At 57.5% G+C, this 20122-nt stretch carries 20 protein-coding genes; 3 read left to right on the top strand and 17 right to left on the bottom strand.

All coding sequences use genetic code 11. The features are described 5' to 3' along the window. The first annotated feature begins 27 nt into the window (after window positions 1-27). The gene (gene rsmF / locus AACX78_RS12435) at window positions 28-1458 is read left to right on the top strand and encodes a 16S rRNA (cytosine(1407)-C(5))-methyltransferase RsmF (RefSeq protein WP_159166380.1); all 1431 of its coding nucleotides are present in this window, start codon (window positions 28-30) and stop codon (window positions 1456-1458) included. A gap of 202 nt (window positions 1459-1660) precedes the next feature. On the opposite strand, the gene AACX78_RS12430 is transcribed toward rsmF, so the two are convergent. The 15 genes from AACX78_RS12430 to yceD all read right to left on the bottom strand — a co-directional run bounded on the left by AACX78_RS12430 (window position 1661) and on the right by yceD (window position 13847). Further along, entirely contained in the window at window positions 1661-1933 is a 273-nt protein-coding gene (locus AACX78_RS12430) for a RepB family protein (protein ID WP_159166379.1), read from the bottom strand. Between the two features lie 169 nt (window positions 1934-2102). After that, a complete protein-coding gene (locus AACX78_RS12425; RefSeq protein WP_159166378.1) occupies window positions 2103-3131 on the bottom strand; it encodes a site-specific integrase in 1029 nt (342 codons plus the stop codon). Window positions 3132-3423: 292 nt separating this feature from the next. After that, window positions 3424-4203: a TatD family hydrolase gene (locus AACX78_RS12420; protein ID WP_159166377.1), complete on the bottom strand. Its 780-nt coding sequence runs from the start codon at window positions 4201-4203 to the stop codon at window positions 3424-3426. A gap of 25 nt (window positions 4204-4228) precedes the next feature. After that, window positions 4229-5176 (bottom strand): DNA polymerase III subunit delta', encoded by a 948-nt coding sequence (holB, locus tag AACX78_RS12415; protein ID WP_159166376.1) that lies wholly within the window; start codon window positions 5174-5176, stop codon window positions 4229-4231. Beyond that, the gene (tmk, locus tag AACX78_RS12410; RefSeq protein WP_059112037.1) at window positions 5161-5802 is read right to left on the bottom strand and encodes a dTMP kinase; all 642 of its coding nucleotides are present in this window, start codon (window positions 5800-5802) and stop codon (window positions 5161-5163) included. The genes holB and tmk overlap by 16 nt, the downstream gene beginning before the upstream one ends. After that, window positions 5802-6803: an endolytic transglycosylase MltG gene (gene mltG, locus AACX78_RS12405; protein ID WP_021138904.1), complete on the bottom strand. Its 1002-nt coding sequence runs from the start codon at window positions 6801-6803 to the stop codon at window positions 5802-5804. Before mltG ends, tmk begins: the two co-directional genes overlap by 1 nt. Further along, a complete protein-coding gene (gene pabC, locus AACX78_RS12400; protein WP_159166375.1) occupies window positions 6793-7653 on the bottom strand; it encodes an aminodeoxychorismate lyase in 861 nt (286 codons plus the stop codon). Before pabC ends, mltG begins: the two co-directional genes overlap by 11 nt. A 15-nt stretch (window positions 7654-7668) precedes the next feature. After that, window positions 7669-8910 (bottom strand): beta-ketoacyl-ACP synthase II, encoded by a 1242-nt coding sequence (fabF, locus tag AACX78_RS12395; protein WP_021138906.1) that lies wholly within the window; start codon window positions 8908-8910, stop codon window positions 7669-7671. Between the two features lie 82 nt (window positions 8911-8992). After that, a complete protein-coding gene (acpP, locus tag AACX78_RS12390) occupies window positions 8993-9229 on the bottom strand; it encodes an acyl carrier protein (protein ID WP_005300909.1) in 237 nt (78 codons plus the stop codon). 157 nt (window positions 9230-9386) lie between these two features. Beyond that, a complete protein-coding gene (gene fabG, locus AACX78_RS12385; protein ID WP_058394355.1) occupies window positions 9387-10121 on the bottom strand; it encodes a 3-oxoacyl-ACP reductase FabG in 735 nt (244 codons plus the stop codon). Between the two features lie 13 nt (window positions 10122-10134). Further along, window positions 10135-11070 carry an ACP S-malonyltransferase gene (gene fabD, locus AACX78_RS12380; RefSeq protein WP_159167520.1) on the bottom strand — a complete coding sequence of 312 codons (936 nt, stop codon included), beginning with the start codon at window positions 11068-11070 and terminating at the stop codon, window positions 10135-10137. Window positions 11071-11142: 72 nt separating this feature from the next. Next, entirely contained in the window at window positions 11143-12102 is a 960-nt protein-coding gene (locus AACX78_RS12375; protein ID WP_021138909.1) for a beta-ketoacyl-ACP synthase III, read from the bottom strand. A gap of 7 nt (window positions 12103-12109) precedes the next feature. Further along, window positions 12110-13129: a phosphate acyltransferase PlsX gene (plsX, locus tag AACX78_RS12370; protein ID WP_159166374.1), complete on the bottom strand. Its 1020-nt coding sequence runs from the start codon at window positions 13127-13129 to the stop codon at window positions 12110-12112. A gap of 9 nt (window positions 13130-13138) precedes the next feature. Further along, entirely contained in the window at window positions 13139-13306 is a 168-nt protein-coding gene (gene rpmF / locus AACX78_RS12365) for a 50S ribosomal protein L32 (protein WP_005311492.1), read from the bottom strand. Between the two features lie 19 nt (window positions 13307-13325). Further along, window positions 13326-13847, bottom strand: a complete 522-nt coding sequence (yceD, locus tag AACX78_RS12360; RefSeq protein ID WP_005311491.1) for a 23S rRNA accumulation protein YceD — start codon at window positions 13845-13847, stop codon at window positions 13326-13328. A gap of 303 nt (window positions 13848-14150) precedes the next feature. On the opposite strand from yceD, the gene AACX78_RS12355 reads away from it, so the two are divergent. Then, a complete protein-coding gene (locus AACX78_RS12355) occupies window positions 14151-14732 on the top strand; it encodes a Maf family protein (RefSeq protein WP_159166373.1) in 582 nt (193 codons plus the stop codon). Between the two features lie 86 nt (window positions 14733-14818). Here the strand turns inward: AACX78_RS12355 and AACX78_RS12350 are convergent, their stop codons facing one another. Further along, entirely contained in the window at window positions 14819-15466 is a 648-nt protein-coding gene (locus AACX78_RS12350; RefSeq protein WP_159166372.1) for an HAD family hydrolase, read from the bottom strand. Continuing rightward, window positions 15466-16410 (bottom strand): 23S rRNA pseudouridine(955/2504/2580) synthase RluC, encoded by a 945-nt coding sequence (rluC, locus tag AACX78_RS12345; protein ID WP_005311488.1) that lies wholly within the window; start codon window positions 16408-16410, stop codon window positions 15466-15468. The genes AACX78_RS12350 and rluC overlap by 1 nt, the downstream gene beginning before the upstream one ends. A gap of 413 nt (window positions 16411-16823) precedes the next feature. Between rluC and rne the strand changes: the two genes are divergently transcribed. Then, on the top strand, window positions 16824-20006 hold the full coding sequence (rne, locus tag AACX78_RS12340; protein ID WP_159166371.1) for a ribonuclease E: 3183 nt from the start codon (window positions 16824-16826) through the stop codon (window positions 20004-20006). Window positions 20007-20122: the final 116 nt, after the last annotated feature.

Below are 20122 nucleotides of genomic sequence, written 5' to 3'. Positions count from 1 at the left end.
CTTATTTTGGGTCAACGAGACGGCGCCGTGCACGACAATACCTATCTTCCCGATCACTTCTTGCACCATATTGCGGCCATCATGCCGGCTCATCTCTCCATGGATGAATTCGTAGCCAGTTGTCGGCGGCCGCTGCGGCGCAGCATCCGGGTCAACACGCTGAAGATATCTGTCTCCGACTTTGTGATGCAGATGCAGCCACTTGACTGGCAATTCGATGCCGTTCCCTGGTGCGAGACCGGTTTCTGGTTGACCCGGGCCGATGAGTCCGTGCCCCTTGGCAATACGGCAGAGCACCTGAGCGGCCTCTTTTATATTCAGGAAGCGAGCTCCATGTTGCCGGTGACGGCGCTATTTGCCAGCGATCAGGTCAAGCGAGATGGCATGCTGCTGGATGCGGCGGCCGCCCCTGGTTCCAAGACCACCCAGATCGCGGCCTTGATGAACAACCAGGGCATGCTGGTTGCCAATGAATATTCCAGCAGTCGGCTCAAGGTGCTGAGTGCCAACATCCAGCGCTGTGGCGTTACCAATGTGGGCATGACTCACTTCGATGCCAAGGTGTTTGGCCAGTGGTTGCCGGAGACCTTCGATGCCATCTTGCTCGATGCACCCTGCTCCGGTGAAGGGACGGTGCGCAAAGATGAAGATGCCTTGCGCAACTGGAGTATCGAGAGCATCGACGAGATTGCGGCGGTGCAGCAAGGGTTGTTGGAGAGCGCCTTTCACGCCCTCAAACCCGGCGGCGTGCTGGTCTACTCCACTTGCACCTTGAGCCAGCAGGAGAACCAGGCGGTCTGTCAGTCCCTGCTGGACAAGTTCGGCGATGCCCTGACCGTAGATTCGCTGGCCGACCTGTTCCCCAATGCGGAGCAGGCCTGTACGCCCGAAGGATATCTGCACGTTTGGCCCCAGATCTTCGACAGTGAAGGCTTTTTCGTCGCCAGATTGCGCAAGCATCACTCAGTGCCCAACACCATGTTCAAGCCGGGCAAACTCGGCAAGTTCCCCTTCTCGCCACTGCCGGCCAAAGAGGCTGAGCCCATGTTGCGCGAGATTGAAGCCAATTTTGGTGTGGTGCCCCAAGGTCAGCTGTTTGGTCGCAATGACGAGATCTGGCTCTTCCCTCACCTGTTTGGGCAGGTGCAGGGCAAGCTGCGTTTCGATCGCATCGGCATCAAGCTGGCGGAGACCTTCAAGAAGGGCTATCGCCTTACCCATGAGTGGGCGCTGGCCTATGGCGACAAGGCGACACAAGGGGTTGTCGAACTCGACAGTGCCAATGCGCGAGAATTCATGATGGGGCGGGACGTCTGGCCCGAGCAGGAGGCCGGCACTGGCGAGGTGATCGTTCGTTATCAGGGGCATACCCTGGGCATGGGGAAGTGGGTCGGTAGCCGGGTCAAGAACGCCCTGCCCCGTGAGCTGGTGCGCGACAACAATCTGTTCGGTGCATAAGCGCCGCGCCTGATCGAGTCTGGAAACCCACACTTCGGTTGAACTTTTATTCGGATCTTGAAAAGCCTTGAGCCTTGTCTAAGCTTAAGGCTATCCGAACACCAGTTAGCGCACGGCTCTGCAAGGAGCCAATTCCCCTATGCCAGGTACAAGGAATTCGTACCTGGCTTTTTTTATGTCCGGACTTTCTGTTTTCTGCCTTTCACTCAAGCACATCCGCTATCTCTTTCTCAATCTGGGGCTGGGATGACAGCTCATGCTGATAGAGCAGATCGATCGCCTGCTCGATGAGCGAAGCCTGGCTGTCTTCAAGGTGCATCCCCAATTCCTGTAACCGCTCGGCGTGGCGATTGCTTATCCAGCACTGCAACCGGCTATGGGTTTCCTGCTTGCGTTTCACATGCTGGCGCTGTCGTTCGGCATTGTTGTGTGGGGCTGCCGCTTGGGGCTCATTAACATTTATTTCCTGGCTCATATGACCTTGCAATGTTCTGTTTTAATGTTTGTTATCTCTAACATGCGGTGCATTGTTGCCTGAACAAGAAAGCTCTCCCCTCCCATCAGGCACTTTGGCAAAGCGCGATAAATATATCATCAGATCAATAAGATATAATTTAACATAAAAAATGCAGTGACGCGGAGTGTCACAACAAGCCATCCAGTGCGTGATCGGAGAACTTGTGGGCATCGTCGAAATACTCCTGCAGGGTACGCATGTCCTTGTGGCGAGTCACCTCAATGATCTTGTTCATGGGCTTGCCGGCGGTGACGGCCGAGGTGATGAATCCCCGTCGCAGGCTGTGGCCACTGACATAAAGATCGTCGATGGCCTGGCCGGTGCGCCGCTTGATCATCAGGTTTATCCCCTGGGGGCCGAGGGGTTCCGACATAAGCTGACCCCAGCGGTTCATGCGACGAAACAGCGCACCCTCGCCGATCCGACTTTTTTTAAGCCAGGTGTGCAGCGCCGAGACGGGGCAATATTGCTTGCCGGGTATGAGCGCTATCTCGGTTTCATGGAGCTGATGTTTGCTCGGCTTGAGGCGAAGCCGGATCCCCTGCCCCACAAAATCGAGATCGCTGACCTCGATTTTGGCCGCCTCCGAGCGGCGCAAGGCACCACTGAACATCAGCAGCAGCAGGGTGTGATCCCGTAAACCGGCTAGGTTGGAGGTGTCGATTTCATCGAGTACCCTGGCCAGCGGTTGCAGGGTTAGCGCCCCCGTCTTGCGCTTGCGGTTATCGCCAAGACGCACTATGCCACGCATCATCTCCTTGATTTCGGCATGCTCGGTCGGCATGGGATGAATGCCTTTCTGCTTGAAGGCGTAGCGGATCCCGGCCAGTCGCCTGACCAGGGTCGCAGGTTTACGTGGTTCACCGTTGCGCAGCTCCCCTTTCCCTTCCTCTTTATCCAGCCACACCCAGTCCGCCAATATGCCATCGGCCTGATCCGCCAGAAAATTCATGATGTCGTGATGAGTGGTTTGCAGCGGGTCAAGCCCGTGGAGCTGGCACCAGAATACGAAAATACGTGTATCGGCCTGATAGGCATTGAGGGTGGAATCCGCTTTGGCACTGCGCAAGAAGCGTCTCGCCCGACTATTGAGCTGAGGATCGAACACAGCCTGCAATGACTGATAAACAGGGGGTGAGACGGTTGGGTAAGCCACGTAAGTCTATGATTCAATGCGGGGTTTGGGAGGATCTTACAGGATTCTTCATATACATCAAGTATCGATAATGAATATTATCGATACTTATAGAACTGCTAATTAAACCCCCCCCTGAACCTCGATGCTCGCCTGCAGCAATATCATCTGTAATGAACCGGTTTATCAGCGACCTCATCGCGCTGACATTAAATGCGTTGTGAGAGATAACAAGTGGCATGGACAGTGATAACGAGGGGAAGTGTGCGGATAATTTTAAATAAAGAGGCCCCTTTATCCGGGGCCTCGTCGTCTATTTTTTTGCCAACTTGAACAGTTCAAAGAAGTTTCGGCTGGTCACCTCTGCCAACTCGGTCAGCGGCATCTGACGAAGGTCGGCAATAAACTGGGCAACATCTCGCACAAAGGCAGGTTCGTTCTCCCTCCCCCTATGAGGCACAGGGGCGAGATAAGGAGAGTCTGTTTCAACCAGCAAGCGTTCCAGCGGCAACGCCTTGACCACGGCTTGCAGCGCGGATGCATTCTTGAAGGTCGCTATGCCGGAAATGGAAATATAAAAACCCATCTCCATCGCGGCCTGGGCCATCTCCAGGGATTCGGTGAAACAGTGCAACACACCGCCCACCTGGTCGGCCCCCTCTTCACGCATGATCTGCAGGGTATCTTGCTGGGCATCACGGGTGTGAATGATCAGCGGCTTGTTCAAGGCACGAGCGACCCGGATGTGTTCGCGGAAGGAAGCTTGCTGCACCTCCTTGTTTTCCGGCGAGTAGAAGTAGTCGAGCCCGGTTTCCCCTATGGCCACCACTCTTTCATCGCTGGCCTGCGTCAGCAACAGCTCGGCATCGACACCGGGTTCCTGATTGAGCGGATGCACGCCACAGGAAGCAAACACCTGGGGATAAGGGGCGATCGCCGCCAGCATGGTCGGAAACTGTTCCTGGGTGACACTTACACACAGAAAGTATCCCACGTCCTGCTGCGCAGCCTTGGCCAACACGTCGGCCATGTCGGTCTGCTTGCTGCCATAGCTGAGGCGATCGAGGTGGCAATGGGAATCAACGAGTAACATAAAGAACCTTTGCGTCTTGTCAGATTTATAACCAGCGGCTGAGCCAGTTCATCAGATGAATGGTGGCATTGGAGAGCTGGCCAGGTTGGCAGGCGGCCTTGAGCGCCACGAGCTGCTGCTCCGCCTCCAGCAACTTTTCGCTGGAGTTGCCCTCGGCCAACTGCTGGCTGAGGGCCGCCAGATCCGGCATCGCCAGCTGATGATGACCACAGCCGGCCTGAGTCTTGAGTGCATCGCACAAAAACAGCTGCAACCAGTGCAGCCTGACCTGAGTTTCATCCGCCAGCTGGCTGCAGACATGGGTGGCCCGAGTCGGGGTCAGTGACAGGGAGACGAAACTCTCCAGCAACTCCCGGCGTTTGCCATCCTGCTGCTCTTCGATGTAACGTAGCACCCGCAGCGGGGCTCCCTGGCAGATCCGCACCTGAGCCAATGTGGCCTGGTGACCCTGTTCGGCCAGCCAGCGCACCGTCTCCCCTTCCGTCGGCAACTGGCAGACGTGCTTGTGACAGCGGCTCAGGATAGTGGGCAACAGACGGGAAACCTGGGAGGCAATCAGCAGCAAGAGACTATCGCCGGCCGGCTCTTCCAATGTCTTCAGCAAGGCGTTGGCAGCGGACTCCGTCATGCGCTCCGCATCCGAAATGATCACCACTTTGCCCCGGCCAAGCTGGGCCGAGTTCTGCAAGCGAGCGCAGATCTCGCGAATAGCTTCGACCCCTATGGTCTTGCTGTCGACTGTAACGGTACCAAGATCCGGGTGATGTCCCTTGTCAAACAGCTGGCACGAGTGGCACTGGCCACAGGGCTCTCCGCGATCCGGTTGCTGGCAGAGGTGCAAGCGCGCCAATCGTTCTGCAAGCTGTTCCTTGCCAAGACCAGGATCGCCGAGCAACAACCAGGCATGACCCAGCCGACCGGCCTGGGCCGTCTGACTCAGGGCATGCCAATCCGGGATCAGCCAGGGATACATACGTGCTCGTTCGACAGGTAGTGATCCAGTGCGGCCTCGATGGCCGTTTTGACCTGATCCGGAGTTTGTCCGGCATCGATCACCCGGATGGAATCATCCTTGGCGGCCAGTTCGAGATAACGGCTGCGAGTGCGCTCGAAGAAGCTGAGCTGCTCCAGTTCGATCCTGTCCAGCTCGCCACGATGACGGGCTCGCTGCAAACCAAGGGCAGGATCGATATCGAGATAGAGGGTGAGATCCGGTTTGAAGTCACCGAGCACCGCCTGCTTGATGGCGCCGATGAGCCCCGCATCGATGCCACGGCCACCGCCCTGATAGGCCTGGGAGGAGAGATCGTGACGATCCCCCACCACCCAGCGACCCTCAGCCAGAGCTGGCTTGATCCGGGTCTCGACCAGCTGCACCCGGGAGGCATACATCAGCAACAGCTCGGCTTCGATGGTAAGGCGCTCGTCGTGCACCTCCTTGACGATGGCGCGCATCCGCTCGGCCAGCGGGGTTCCCCCGGGCTCACGGGTGCATTCGATCTGGTCGATGCCGTGGCGTTGCAGATAATCGGTAACATAACGTACCGCGGAGCTCTTCCCTGCCCCTTCCAGTCCTTCAATCACGATAAATTTAGACATTAGGGTTTCTTCAATATGTATTCGCGAACCGCCCGATTGTGTTCATCGAGGGTCTTGGAGAAATAGTGGGCACCGCCCCCTTTGGCGACGAAATAGAGATAGTCGGTCGACTTGGGGTTGAGGGCCGCTTCGATGGAAGCCTTGCCGGGCATGGCGATGGGCGTAGGCGGCAGGCCATCGATCACATAGGTGTTGTACGGATTCACGTCCGTCAAATCGCTGCGGCGGATATTGCCATCGTAACGATCCTTGACCCCGTAGATGACGGTAGGATCTGTCTGCAGCTTCATGCCTAGACGCAAGCGGTTGACGAACACGGAGGCGATCTGCGCCCGCTCGTCCGGCTGGCCCGTCTCTTTTTCGATGATGGAAGCCATGATCAGCGCTTCATAAGGGGTCTTGTAGGGCAGATTGGCCTGGCGCTTGTCCCAGCTCTGTTGCAGGAAGGCTTTCATGTCCTGATAAGCGCGACGCAGTATGGAGATGTCGCTAGCATGGGTGGTATAGGCGTAGGTCTCCGGCAGGAACCAACCCTCCAGCTTGCCATTGTCGATGCCAAGCTCGTGAGCCAGATCAGCTTCAGATTGCTCCACGGTCAGCCGCTCCAGATAGGGCGCGCCGGAGAGCTGCTTCAGCCAGTCCTCAAAACGGGACCCCTCGACGAAGGTGAGGCTGAAGTGAAACTCCTTGCCCGATGCAAACAGAGAAAGGGTCTCTTTAAGTGGCGCCCCTTCCTTGATCTCGTAGGTACCGGATTTGATGGCAACCAGCTCGGGGTGACCGCGCAGCCAAAGCCGCACGGCCCAGGGACTGGTTTCCCCCTCCCCCAGCTCGGCGATCAGGCGCGCCGCATGGGCCCCTTTCTCGACGGTAAAGAGGCGAGTCGGCCCCTTGTTGGTGAGCGTCTCCACCTGCTGCCACTTGTGATATACATAGCCCCCGGCCACGGCAACTGTCAGCGCCGCGCCCGCGAGCAGGGTGTAAAGCCGATTAAACTTCAATGACCAAACGCTCCTGTAAACGGCGGATCAATACCGGGCTCGGATACTGAGTATCCCCAATGCCGGTCACCGGCACTATGCCCATCAGGGTATTGGTCAGCCACACCTCTTCGGCCTGCCACAGTGACTCCAGCGGAGCCTCCACGACACGCAGTTCAATACTCATCTGTTTTAGCATCGCCATCACATGGCGCCGCATGATGCCATCAATACCGCAGTGGGAAAGATCCGGTGTAAACACCGTCTTGCCACGGCGCCAAAACAGATTGGCACTGACACCTTCTACCAGAAATCCCCGACTGTTCAAGACTATACCTTCGACTCCCGAACGCGTCGCAAGTTCGCTTTTCAGCAAAACCTGTTCCAGCCGGTTCAGGGTCTTGAGTCCCGCCAGCATGGGGGCGTCGCCGAGCCGTTGCTGGCAAACCAGCAGGGGAATGCCGTTTTGCTGCCAACCCTGATAATGGCTCGGGTAATCGGCAAGGGAGACGATACGGGTAGGCGCCTCGCAGGCACTGCCGTCATAACCGCGCCCGCCCGTTCCCCGGGTCAGCATCACCTTGGCGACAGCCTGCGTCTGGCCGGCAGCCAATTGCGCCGCCTCCTGGGTCAAGGTTGACCAGTCCATTCCGGTAAATCCGAGTCTGGCACTGGCCTGCTGCAGCCGTGCCAGATGGGCAGGCCACCAGACGACCTGACCGTTTCTGACCAGCATGGTGGTGAAATGACCATCCCCATAGGCCAGCCCACGATCCCTGGCGGACACAGTATCTGTCTGCATTCCATTGATAAGCAAAAGGATCCCTCCGATAAAAAAGGCCCGATACCGGCAGTATCGGGCCCGAGTCATCCGCCCTGGGGCGAATTATACGCGTTTGAAGATCAGTGAGCCATTGGTGCCGCCAAAACCGAACGAGTTGGACAAGGCATACTCAAAGTGACCAGGTTTGGCTACGTGGGGCACCAGATCCAGATCGCACTCTTCATCCGGATTGTCCAGATTGATGGTGGGTGGAGCCACCTGATCACGCAGCGCCAGCACTGTGATGATGGCTTCGATAGCACCCGCCGCCCCCAGCAGATGGCCGGTCATGGACTTGGTGGAGCTGATCATCAGGGCGCTGGCATGCTCGCCAAACACCTGCTTCATGCCACGCAGCTCGGCCACATCACCCAAGGGAGTAGAAGTGCCGTGAGCATTGATGTAACCAATCTGCTCGGGAGCGATACCGGCATCCTTGATGGCATTTTTCATGGCGCGCGCGCCACCGCTGCCGTCAGAGGGAGGTGCCGTCATATGATATGCATCGCCACTCATGCCAAAGCCAACCAGCTCGGCATAGATCTTGGCGCCACGGGCCTTGGCGTGTTCATACTCTTCCAGTACCAGCACACCCGCGCCATCACCCAGCACAAAACCGTCACGATCCTTGTCCCACGGGCGACTCGCCTTCTGGGGCTCGTCGTTGCGGGTAGAGAGTGCCTTGGCAGCCGCAAAACCGCCCATTCCCATGGGGGTAGAAGCCTTTTCGGTACCGCCGGCTACCATCACGTCCGCATCACCGTAGGCGATCATGCGGCCAGCCATGCCGATGGCATGGGTGCCTGTGGTACAAGCAGTAGTCACCGCTATGTTGGGGCCTTGCAGTCCCTTCATGATGGAGAGATGACCGGACACCATATTGATGATGGTAGAAGGCACGAAGAAGGGGCTCAGCTTGCGCGGGCCACCGTTGATCAGGCTGGTATGGTTCTGTTCGATAAGACCCAGACCGCCGATACCGGAACCTATGGCCACACCGACCCGCTCTGCATTGTCTTCATTGACAACCAGACCCGCATCATCGAGCGCCTGGATCCCCGCCGCCACGCCGTACTGGATGAAGAGATCCATCTTGCGGGCTTCTTTGCGGTTGATACCGTACTGTTCGGGATCAAACTCTTTGACCTGGCCTGCGAAACGGGTCGCAAACTCGCTGGCATCAAAATGTTCGATAGGAGAAATGCCGCTCTGCCCGTTGAGCAGGGCTTGCCAGCTGGATTCAGCAGTGTTGCCCACCGGGGAAAGCATCCCCAAGCCGGTCACCACGACTCTGCGTTTTGACACTGAGGTAGTCTCCGAGAGGTATTTTGAAAGGGAGTAAACATAAAAGAAGCGGCCCTTGGGCCGCTTCTTTCAGAACAGGAACTTATTCCTGATTAGCGGTGATGTAATCGATAGCCGCTTGAACAGTAGTGATCTTTTCGGCTTCTTCATCAGGAATTTCGGTATCGAATTCTTCTTCCAGCGCCATTACCAGTTCAACGGTATCCAAAGAGTCAGCGCCCAGGTCGTCGACGAAGGAGGCAGCGTTCTTGACGTCTTCCTCTTTAACACCCAGTTGTTCGATGATGATTTTCTTTACGCGTTCTTCGATGTTGCTCATGACCTGAATTTTCCTTTAAAAATACGCTATTGCGTCTGGTTGGGGTAGTTTATTCAATTAACGTCAGTTTGCAAGTAGCTTGCCTCTGGTCAAACCACGAAATTCGCCAAACTTCGGCGTACTATCGCAAATTTGAACAGATCTCACGACAAATTGATTACACCATGTACATCCCGCCGTTAACATGCAGGGTTTCGCCAGTGATATAGGCGGCATCATCAGACGCCAAGAATACCACAGCTGCGGCAATTTCTTTTGGATCACCCAAACGGGCTGCTGGCACCTGATTCATGATGCCGGCACGTTGTTCGTCATTCAGTGCCCGGGTCATGTCGGTCTCGATAAAACCGGGCGCAACCGCATTCACTGTAATGCCACGGGATGCCACTTCCCGAGCCAACGATTTGGTAAAGCCAACCAGACCCGCCTTGGCGGCTGCATAGTTGACCTGGCCTGCATTGCCCATGGTTCCGACCACGGAGCCGATGCTGATAATCCGGCCATGACGCTTCTTCATCATGGCGCGCAATACTGGCTTGCTCAGACGATAGAGGGAAGTCAGGTTGGTGTCGATGATTTCATTCCACTCGTCATCTTTCATACGCATCAACAGGTTGTCGCGGGTGATGCCGGCATTGTTGATCAGGATATCGATGTCGCCGAAACGCGCCTTGATGGCCGCGAAAACAGTCTCGATGGATTCAGGACTGGTCACGTTCAGTGCCATGCCACAACCCTGCTCACCCAGATAGGCGCTGATAGCCTCTGCGCCGCTGTCGCTGGTCGCTGTGCCGACGACTTTTGCGCCACGGGCCGCAAATGTCTCGGCAATCGCACGGCCGATACCACGACTGGCACCGGTCACCAACACAACCTTATTGGTAAAACTCATTATCTGCTCCTGTTTACTTGAACTGGGCCAGCGCCAGCTCGAAAGAGGCTACATCGTTGGCATGGATACCTTCCACGCGCTTGTCGATGCGCTTGGCCAGCCCGGTCAATACCTTGCCCGGCCCCATCTCGATCTCGAGGGTGACACCTTCATTGGCCATCCGCTCCACCGTCTCGGTCCAACGGACCGGACTGAACAGCTGACGCACCAGCGCTTGCTTGATGGCGGCCGGATCCTGTTCACAGGATACGTCGACATTATTGATGACTGCGATGGTTGGAACCTTGATCTCGATCCCGTCCAGCGCAGCCGCCAGTTTTTCTGCGGCAGGTTTCATCAGTGCACAGTGGGATGGCACCGAGACCGGCAGCGGCAATGCCCGCTTGGCGCCAGACTCTTTCATCAGTACGTTTGCGCGCTCAACCGCTTCCTTGTGACCGGCGATCACCACCTGGCCCGGGGAGTTGAAGTTGACCGGAGAGACCACCTGACCTTGCGCCGCTTTTTCGCAGTTGGCGGCGATGGCTTCGTTATCCAGACCTATGATGGCCGCCATGGCACCGGTCCCTTCCGGTACGGCTTCCTGCATGGCCAAACCACGCAGTTCAACCAGTTTGACCGCATCGGCGAAATCCAGCGAGCCACTGCACACCAGTGCAGAGTACTCACCCAGACTGTGGCCGGCCATCATGGCGGGGGTCGCCCCACCCTGCTGTTGCCACAGACGCCACAGGGCGACGGATGCCGTCAGCAACGCTGGCTGGGTACGCCAGGTTTTGTTCAGATCTTCAACCGGACCATCCATGACCAGGGCAAACAGGTCATAACCCAGCACCTGGCTCGCCTCGGCGAAGGTTTCCTTGATCACGGCGTGTTGCTCGGCCAGCTCGGCCAGCATGCCAACGGCTTGGGAGCCTTGTCCCGGGAAGGCAATGGCAAATTGGGTCATCATTGATTCCTTTAAGGTAAGACAAAACGAAATCGGTCACGGGATGATGCTTGGGCGCCATCCCGCTGAAGATCAGAGGCGGATCAGCGCCGAACCCCAGGCGAAACCACCGCCGAAGGCCTCCAGCAGTACCAGCTGGCCCGGTTTGATCCGGCCGTCACGCACCCCTTCATCAAAGGCAATGGGCACGGAGGCAGCAGAGGTGTTGCCGTGTTTGTCGAGGGTCAGCACCACTTTATCGAGGCTCATGCCGAGCTTCTTGGCGGTCGCGCTGATGATGCGGAAGTTGGCCTGGTGCGGTACCAGCCAGTCGAGTTCGCTCGGCGCTATGCCAGCGGCTGCCAGCGTCTCGGTCACGATCTCGCTCAGCCGCGTCACCGCCACCTTGAACACATCGTTGCCCTTCATATACATGTAGGCTTCGAGCTCGGCGCCCGGCATGCCGCGACGAGGGTGCGGCAGCTTGAGCAGATCGCCATAACGGCCATCGGCATGGAGGTGCGTTGAAAGGATCCCAGGCGTCTCGCTTGCACCAACAATCACAGCCCCGGCCCCGTCACCAAACAGTATGATGGTGCCACGATCTTGCGGGTCACACATGCGGGACAGCACATCGGCACCAACAACCAGCACATGGCGGGCGGCCCCGGACTTGACGAACTGATCGGCAATGGAGAGCGCATAGGTGAAACCGGCGCAGGCGGCGGCCACGTCAAATGCAGGAATGCCTGGCACACCGAGTAATCCCTGCAGCTCGCAGGCGGCAGCCGGGAAGGCGTTTTCGGCGCTGGTGGTGGCCAGCACTATCATGTCGAGATCGGCAGCGGTCAGACCCGCAGCTTCCAGGGCGCGCAGGGCGGCCTGGTGAGACAGGGTGGCGACAGTTTCGTCGGCACCGGCAATACGGCGTTCACGGATCCCGGTACGTTCCACGATCCACTCATCACTGGTTTCAACCATTTGCTCGAGATCGGCGTTGGTACGCACTGAACTCGGCAGATAACTGCCAGTACCCAGAATTTTGCTATGCATAGATTTCTTATAGATCCCTGTCGGAAAAGACAGATTCAAGGCGATCTGCTATTTGCAATGGAAGTTGATGCTTGGCCTCTTGTGCGGCCAGCAGGATCGCATTACACAGAGCGTGCCGTTCGGCTCGCCCATGGCTTTTTACCACAATGCCGCGCAATCCTAACAGACTTGCACCGTTATACTGGTCGGGGTTCAGGTAAGAAAAACGTCGTTTGAACATAAATCCGGCGAGTCGGCCAAGAAAACTGCGTTTTTTGCGGGGATATCCGGCCAGCTGGGCCATCATCCGCACTACCCCTTCCGCCGTTTTGAGGGCGACATTGCCAACAAAACCATCGCAGACAATAACATCACACTCGCCGCTGAAGATGCGATCCCCCTCGACAAAGCCAACGAAATTGAGTGCGCTGCACTGACGGAGCAGCTCTGCGCTGTGACGCACCAGGTCATTGCCCTTTATCTCCTCCTCCCCCACGTTGAGCAAGGCAACCCGGGGCGACGTAATGCCTTCAACCTTTTCGGCTACCACCGACCCCATCACAGCGAACTGCAACAGGGTGTCGGCATCGCAGCTGACATTGGCGCCGAGATCCAGCATCACGGTACGCTTGCCGCTCAAGGTCGGCAGCGCCTTGATGAGCGCAGGTCTGTCGACACCGGGCAAGGATTTGAGTACACACTTGGCCATGGCCATCAGGGCACCGGTATTACCGGCACTGACGCAGGCATCGGCCTCACCGGCTTTCACCAGATTGAGCACAACCCGCATGGAGGAGTCTTTCAGAGTTCTCAGCGCCACGATCGGCTTGTCGCCCATGCCAACCACTTGGGATGCATGTACGAAACGAACGCGAGGATGAGTCAGCAAGCCATGTTGCTGCAATAAGGCAGTGGTCTGGTGTTGATCACCAACCAGAATGAGTTTTAGCTGGGGCAAAAGAGACAGTGCCTGCACAACGGCAGGCACTGTTTCCGAGGGGCCAATATCTCCCCCCATTATGTCTAGCGCGACAGTTTGCGTAGACAAAGGCAATCCTTAAGCGATTACCTTTTTACCGCGGTAGAAACCATCGGCAGTCACATGGTGACGACGATGAATTTCACCACTGGTCTGATCAACAGTCAGAGCTGCACTGGTCAGCGCATCGTGTGAACGACGCATGCCACGCTTGGCACGGGTTTTACGGTTCTGTTGTACGGCCATTGTAGGCTAACTCCTAGATTCACTTACGTTTAAGCTCTTCAAGAACTGCAAAGGGATTCGGCCGCTCATCAGCAGGTTCGATATCACCCCAAGTCATGTCCATGTTACCGCGAGGGCACGCATCCATTGGATGCATTGCCACCTGAGGCAACGAGAGGATGAGTTCATCCTCCAGAACTTGATGAAGATCTATCTCGCCGTTTTCGTCCAACTCAATGGGCTCATAAGCTTCCGGCAGTTCTTCCTCGTTTGTTTTTTCAAACAGCGGAGTGTAGATAAAATCAGCTTCACAAAGGTGCTCGAATGTCTCTCCACAACGCTGGCAAACCAGGTCAACCTTGGCATGGGCAGTGCCTTTCATAACGGTCAACTTCTGGACATCTTTGCCAAAGTGCAGTGATACATCAACATCACTCTGCAAGCCTGCGGTTGATTCCTCCAGCCTGGGCATCTGCGACTTTTCCACTATCCCGACATAGTCGAGCAGCTTCAAGGCATTACGGACTGGATCAACCTTAACGGGCAACTTCACCTTTTGCATAGGGCGCGAATATTATAGGTCCAACAACTGATAGTCAAAGGAAAAAGTCCTTACCGCCGATGATTTTAACCATACAAGTCCCTGAGATGCCGGGACTTGTTCTCATCGGTGGCTGATTATGCCATAAACCTGAGGATCCTACACAGGATCCTGTCCGGATTTACTGCTCACTCAGAATGACAACCCAAGTGCCATCCACATCATTGCTGGTCCAGCATGAAAACCTCATCGGAGATTTGCCCAGCTCACAGCGTGGCGATACCATCGGCACCTGACTGCATCGAATCAGGACATCACAACACAATGCCAACACAGCTTATCCTCGCCTCCACGTCCCGCTATCGCAAAACCCTGTTGGAAAAACTCGGCCTTCCCTTTGAATGTGCAGCACCCGAGGTGGATGAATCCACCCTGCCCGGCGAGTCTGCCGAGACGCTGGTGGCGCGGCTGGCCTATGCCAAGGCGAATGCCATTGCCAACCAGCGTGATCAGGGACTGATCATAGGGTCCGATCAGGTGTGTGTCTGCGACGGTCAGATCCTGGGCAAGCCGGGCACTGTGGAGAAGGCGGTGGCACAACTGATGGCCGCACGGGGCCGCAGCATCACCTTTTATACCGGCCTGTGCGTACTGGATGCCGCCAGCGGCAAAGCAGAACAGCTGGTGGAGCCCTTCACTGTGCACTTCCGCACTCTGGATGAGACCGCCATTCGCCGCTACGTGGCAGCGGAGATGCCCCTTGATTGCGCGGGCAGTTTCAAATGTGAAGGTATGGGGATAGTGCTGTTCAAGGGGCTGGAGGGGCGCGATCCCAACGCTCTGATCGGCCTGCCCCTGATCGGTCTGATCGAGCTGCTGGAACGCCACGGCCTCGCCCTGCCCTGACGGGAATGGCCTATCACGACGAGCCAAACGAAAAACGGGAACCCAGGCTCCCGTTTCGTCATCTATTCAACTGGCATATGGCAAGACTAACCCAGCAGCAGCTTCAACTCGTCCATGGTATCGACGACCGCAAGCGGATCATGTGTCTGCAAGCGCTTCTTGTCGTGCACACCCCAGCTTACGCCGATCCGCGGCATGGCGAGCGCTTCTGCCATCGCCATGTCGTGGATGGAGTCACCGATCATTACTGCCTGATGGGGAGCAAAGCCCAGCTCATCCAGAATTTGCGTCAACATCAGAGGATCGGGTTTGGAGTTGGCCTCATCCGCGCCACGGGTGGCAGCAAACAACGGCCGCAGGCCGGTATCATCCAGCACCCGATCCAGGCCGCGGCGAGACTTGCCCGTCGCCACCGCCAATGCAATTCCCTGCCCGTGCCAGTGATGCAGCAGCGCACTCGCCCCGGCAAACAACGGACTCGGTGTACCGTCATGCAGATAGTGATGACGATAACGGGCGATCAGGGCATTGGCCCGCTCGCCCCCCGGCGCCAGGTCAAACAGCAGTGGAATGCCGACCTCCAGGCTGAGCCCTATTATCTGATGTGTCTGCACCGCAGTGGGCACCGGCTCGCTGCAATCGCGCGCCGCCCCCGCGACGCAGGCAACTATCCGCCCCACCGAGTCCATCAGGGTACCGTCCCAGTCGAAAATAGCGAGTCGGATAGCCTTCATCAGCGTGCCAACTTGTTGAGGAAATTGTCGAGTTCAGGCGCGAGCGGTGCCTCGATCAGCACCTCGCGGCCATCAACCGGATGAGTGAATGTCAGCTTCCAGGCGTGCAAAAATAGCCGTTTCAGCCCTTGGCTGCGCATTTTCTCGTCAAAGGCGGCTTCCCCATACTTGTCATCACAGGCAATGGGATGACCTGCATGCTGGGTATGGACCCGGATCTGGTGGGTACGCCCCGTGATCGGGCTGCACTCGACCAGGGTCGCCTCGGCAAATTGACGGGCAATCCGGAAACGGGTTTCGGATGGCTTGCCATCACTGCTGACCCGCACCACCCGTTCACCGGATTGCAGGTCATTCTTGCGCAGTGGCGCATTGACCACCTTGACGTGGGGCTGCCACTGGCCGCGCACCAATGCCAGATACTGCTTGCGCATGGTTTTGACCCGCAGCTGCTCATGGAGGCTGCGCAGCGCACTGCGCTTCTTGGCAACCAGCAGCACGCCAGAGGTGTCGCGGTCGAGTCGGTGCACCAGCTCCAGGAAGCGGGCGTCCGGGCGCAGGGCTCGCAGTCCCTCTATGACGCCAAAGCTCAGACCACTGCCGCCATGCACGGCCATGCCGGACGGTTTGTTGAGCACTATCATGGCGTCGTCTTCAAACAGGATCTGGCTCTCCAGACGCTGGATGCTGCCGAGGTTGGCCGAGGGCAGTTCGTTTTTCTCAGCAACCCGCACGGGAGGAACCCGTACCTCGTCGCCCGGGCAGAGTTTGTATTCCGGTTTGATGCGCTTTTTATTGACGCGCACTTCCCCTTTTCGAAGGATGCGATAGATCAGGCTCTTGGGGACGCCCTTTAGCTGAGTCTTGAGAAAATTGTCGATGCGCTGCCCTTCATGCTCAGCTTCGATGGTGAGCAGCTGCACTTGTTGTTGTATCTGTGTCATGGCGCGGATTTTAACACTGCCAGCGCCCCTTGGCTGCATGCTTTGTTGAAAAATGGCGCCTTGCTATAAAAGTGGTTTAAATGGGATAATAAACAAGGTTTTGTCATTGTGTTCAAGCCTTGTACTAAGTGGCCAATATTTATGCCACCCAATCCCAAAACACCGTGTATACAAGAACATGACGGTTCCCGGGTGCGAGGTACAACGCATGGAGAACACAAGCAGAACCGATTATTTGTCTCCACATCGGCATCCTTAATTCATGCCTTCTCGAGAAGGCCGAACCAGAGCGCCCTTAGTTTGCGCCTCATGCATACCCCAACCGGGAGGTTGCCCAAGTATGCTGAAGACCCGAGGCCGGCGCCGGCAGGATCCTGTGGAGGAAATCAAAATGACAAAATAACGAGAACTCAATGAAAAGAATGCTAATCAACGCGACTCAGGAAGAGGAGTTGCGCGTAGCGCTGGTTGACGGACAACAGCTCTACGATTTGGATATTGAAAGTCCGGGCCATGAGCAGAAGAAAGCGAACATCTACAAGGGTAAGATCACCCGCGTAGAACCCAGTCTCGAAGCTGCTTTTGTCGACTACGGCGCTGAACGCCACGGTTTCCTGCCGTTAAAGGAAATCGCCCGCAATTACTTCCCCTCCGGTTATTCCTATCAGGGTCGTCCCAACATCAAAGAAGTGGTCCGCGAAGGCCAGGAAGTGATCGTCCAGATCGATAAAGAAGAGCGTGGCACCAAGGGTGCAGCCCTCACCACCTTTATCAGCCTGGCCGGTAGCTACCTGGTGCTGATGCCAAACAACCCCCGTGCAGGCGGTATCTCCCGCCGCATTGAGGGCGATGAACGGACAGAACTGAAAGAAGCCCTGAGCGGACTGACAGTACCGGACGGCATGGGCCTCATCGTGCGTACCGCCGGTGTGGGCAAATCCCCGGAAGAGCTGGAATGGGATCTCAACGTTCTGCTCAACCACTGGGATTCCATCCACAAGGCGTCACAGGACCGAACTGCACCCGTGCTTATCCACCAGGAAAGCAACGTGATAGTACGTGCCATTCGTGACTACCTGCGTCGCGATGTCGGCGAGATCCTGATCGACGACCCTGTCATCTTTGAACGTGCCCGTGCTCACATCGAGCTGGTTCGTCCCGATTTCCTCAACCGCGTGAAGCTCTACAAGGGTGAAGTTGCCCTGTTCAACCACTTCCAGATTGAGAGCCAAATCGAGTCGGCCTTCCAGCGCGAAGTGCGCCTGCCCTCCGGCGGCAGCATAGTCATAGACCCGACCGAAGCACTGACCTCCATCGATATCAACTCCTCCCGCGCCACCAAGGGCGGCGATATCGAAGAGACGGCGCTGCAAACCAACCTGGAAGCGGCCGATGAAATTGCCCGTCAATTACGTCTGCGCGACCTGGGTGGCCTGATCGTCATCGACTTCATCGACATGACGCCGGTTCGCCATCAGCGCGAAGTGGAAAACCGTCTGCGTGAAGCGGTACATCAGGACCGCGCCCGCATCCAGCTGGGCCGTATCTCCCGTTTCGGTCTGCTGGAAATGTCCCGTCAGCGTCTGCGCCCCTCCCTCAACGAGTCAAGCAGTCATATCTGCCCCCGTTGCCAGGGCCAGGGGGTCATCCGTGACAACGAATCACTGGCCTTGTCCATCCTGCGTCTCATCGAAGAAGAGGCCATGAAGGACAACACAGAGCAGGTTCATGCTCAGGTGCCGGTCGATGTTGCCGCCTATCTGCTCAACGAGAAGCGCGCCTCCATCGCCAGTCTGGAACAGCGTAATGAAGTACGTCTGTACATCATTCCTAACCAGCACCTGGAAACCCCGCACTACGAAGTGACCCGCATCCGTCAGAACGAAATCCCGGAAGCGGCCAGCTACGAGCTGAAAACCGAGATTGCCAAGCCGGTCTACCAGCCAAAGCAGACTCAGGTGATCGAGCGTGAGCAACCGCTGCTGCAAGGCTTCGTCCAGGCACCTCAACCGGCTGCGCCGGCTGCAGTTGCTGCCCCCGTCGCGGCGCCAGCCCCCGTTGCCGCCAAAGCGGAAGCTGGTCTGTTTGGCAAACTGTTCAAGGCCATTTCAGGTCTGTTCGGTTCCGACGCAGCCCCTGCCGATGTCAAGGCACCAGCCGAGAAACCGGCAGTGCAACGGGAAGCACGCAAGGACGAGGCTCATCGTCATCAGCGTGATGACACCCGTGGCCGTGGTCAGCGTCCCCGTCGTGACGACAACCGCAACAGCCGCAACACAGCTGAAGCGGGTGAGAAGCGCGAAGGCGCCGCCAGTCGAGAGGGTGGCGAGAGCCGCAACCGTCGTCCGCGCAAAGAGCGTGAGCCCCGTCAGGAACGTGAAACTCGCACTGAAGTACGCAGCGAGCAGCGTGTGGAACGTGAGCCCCGCGAACCCCGTCAGGAACGTGAACCGCGCGCCCCGCGTCCGGCTCGTGAGCCCCGTGCACCGCGCGAGCCCCGTGCCGAGGTGGTCGTTGAAGCGGTAGAAGCCGTTGAAACCGCCGTTGTCAGCGCCGAGCCGCAGCAGGAAAAAGAGCAGAAAGTCGCCGAGCGCCGTGAACGTCGTCAACTACGCAAGCAGATCCGTGCCGACGTACCGGCCAGCGATGTTGCTGTTGTGCAGACCGAGGCTCCCGTTGCTGTCGTGGCGGATGCCGTTGAGCAGAGTGACGAGCAGGCCGACGGCCAGCGTCGCTCCCGTCGCACCCCGCGCACTCAGCGTATCGAGGGTCAACGCCGCAAGCGCATCAACGAAGATACCCGTAGCCAGCGTGATGATGAAGAGTCGCAGGCAGACACCGCAACCATGACCACAGCCGCCCAGGCGGATGCTGCTCAGGTGAAGGTGGAAGAGCCGGCTGTGCCTGTCGTCACCATCCCGAGTGCCGCTGCCATTGCCGCGGCCGTACAAGCCTCTTCCGCTCTGACCGAGCACGTAGTGGCAGAAGCCGTTGCCGAAGAAGCACGTGAGCAAGCAGAAGCCCTGGTCGCAGCACCTGTCGTGACCGACACTGTTGCCGCCGTTGCTGAAGCTGACGTAGCCCCTGTTGCTGCCGAGCCGGTTGTGGCAGAGGCCGTGACTGCGCCAGTCGTTGCCGAAGTGACCCCCGTCATTGAAGCAGCACCTGTCGATGTCAAGACTGCTGAAGTCGTTGCAACAACGCCTGCTGTTGAGGCCCCTGTTGTTGCCGAAGCAACCCCGGTTGTCGAAACTGCGCCCATTGAGGCAGCTCCTGCTGTCATCGAAACTGCGCCGGTCGTGACTGCTGACGTTGCTATGGTTGAACCGGTCGCTGAGCCTGCGGCTGAACAGCCTGTTGCCAAGGCAGCGGTTGCAGCCCCTGTGACCAAGCAGGTCAACAAGGGTGCCGGTCTGCTGGCCAGCGCTCGCAAGGCTTCAGCCCCTATGGCAACGCCTGCTGTGGCGCCAGCCCAGCCGGAGCGTGAGCCGGTAGAGCAAGCACCGCTGGTTCGCAGCGAAGTGGCAAGCTCTGGCCGTCATGCGGGCAGTACTGCTGCCGTCAATGTGGCAACCAGCCCGGCTGGTCGTCCTTGATTGCTGGCTAACTAGCCTGATAGAAAAAGAGCCACACAGTGTGTGGCTCTTTTTTATCCTCAATTCGGGTTGAGGGGGTTCGCACCGCAACATCCCCTGCTCTGCCGGTATATAAC

It is taken from the genome of Aeromonas sp. 9A, assembly GCF_963900955.1.
Taxonomy (GTDB): Bacteria; Pseudomonadota; Gammaproteobacteria; order Enterobacterales; family Aeromonadaceae; genus Aeromonas; species Aeromonas salmonicida.
This window is presented reverse-complemented; position numbering and strand designations above follow the sequence as displayed.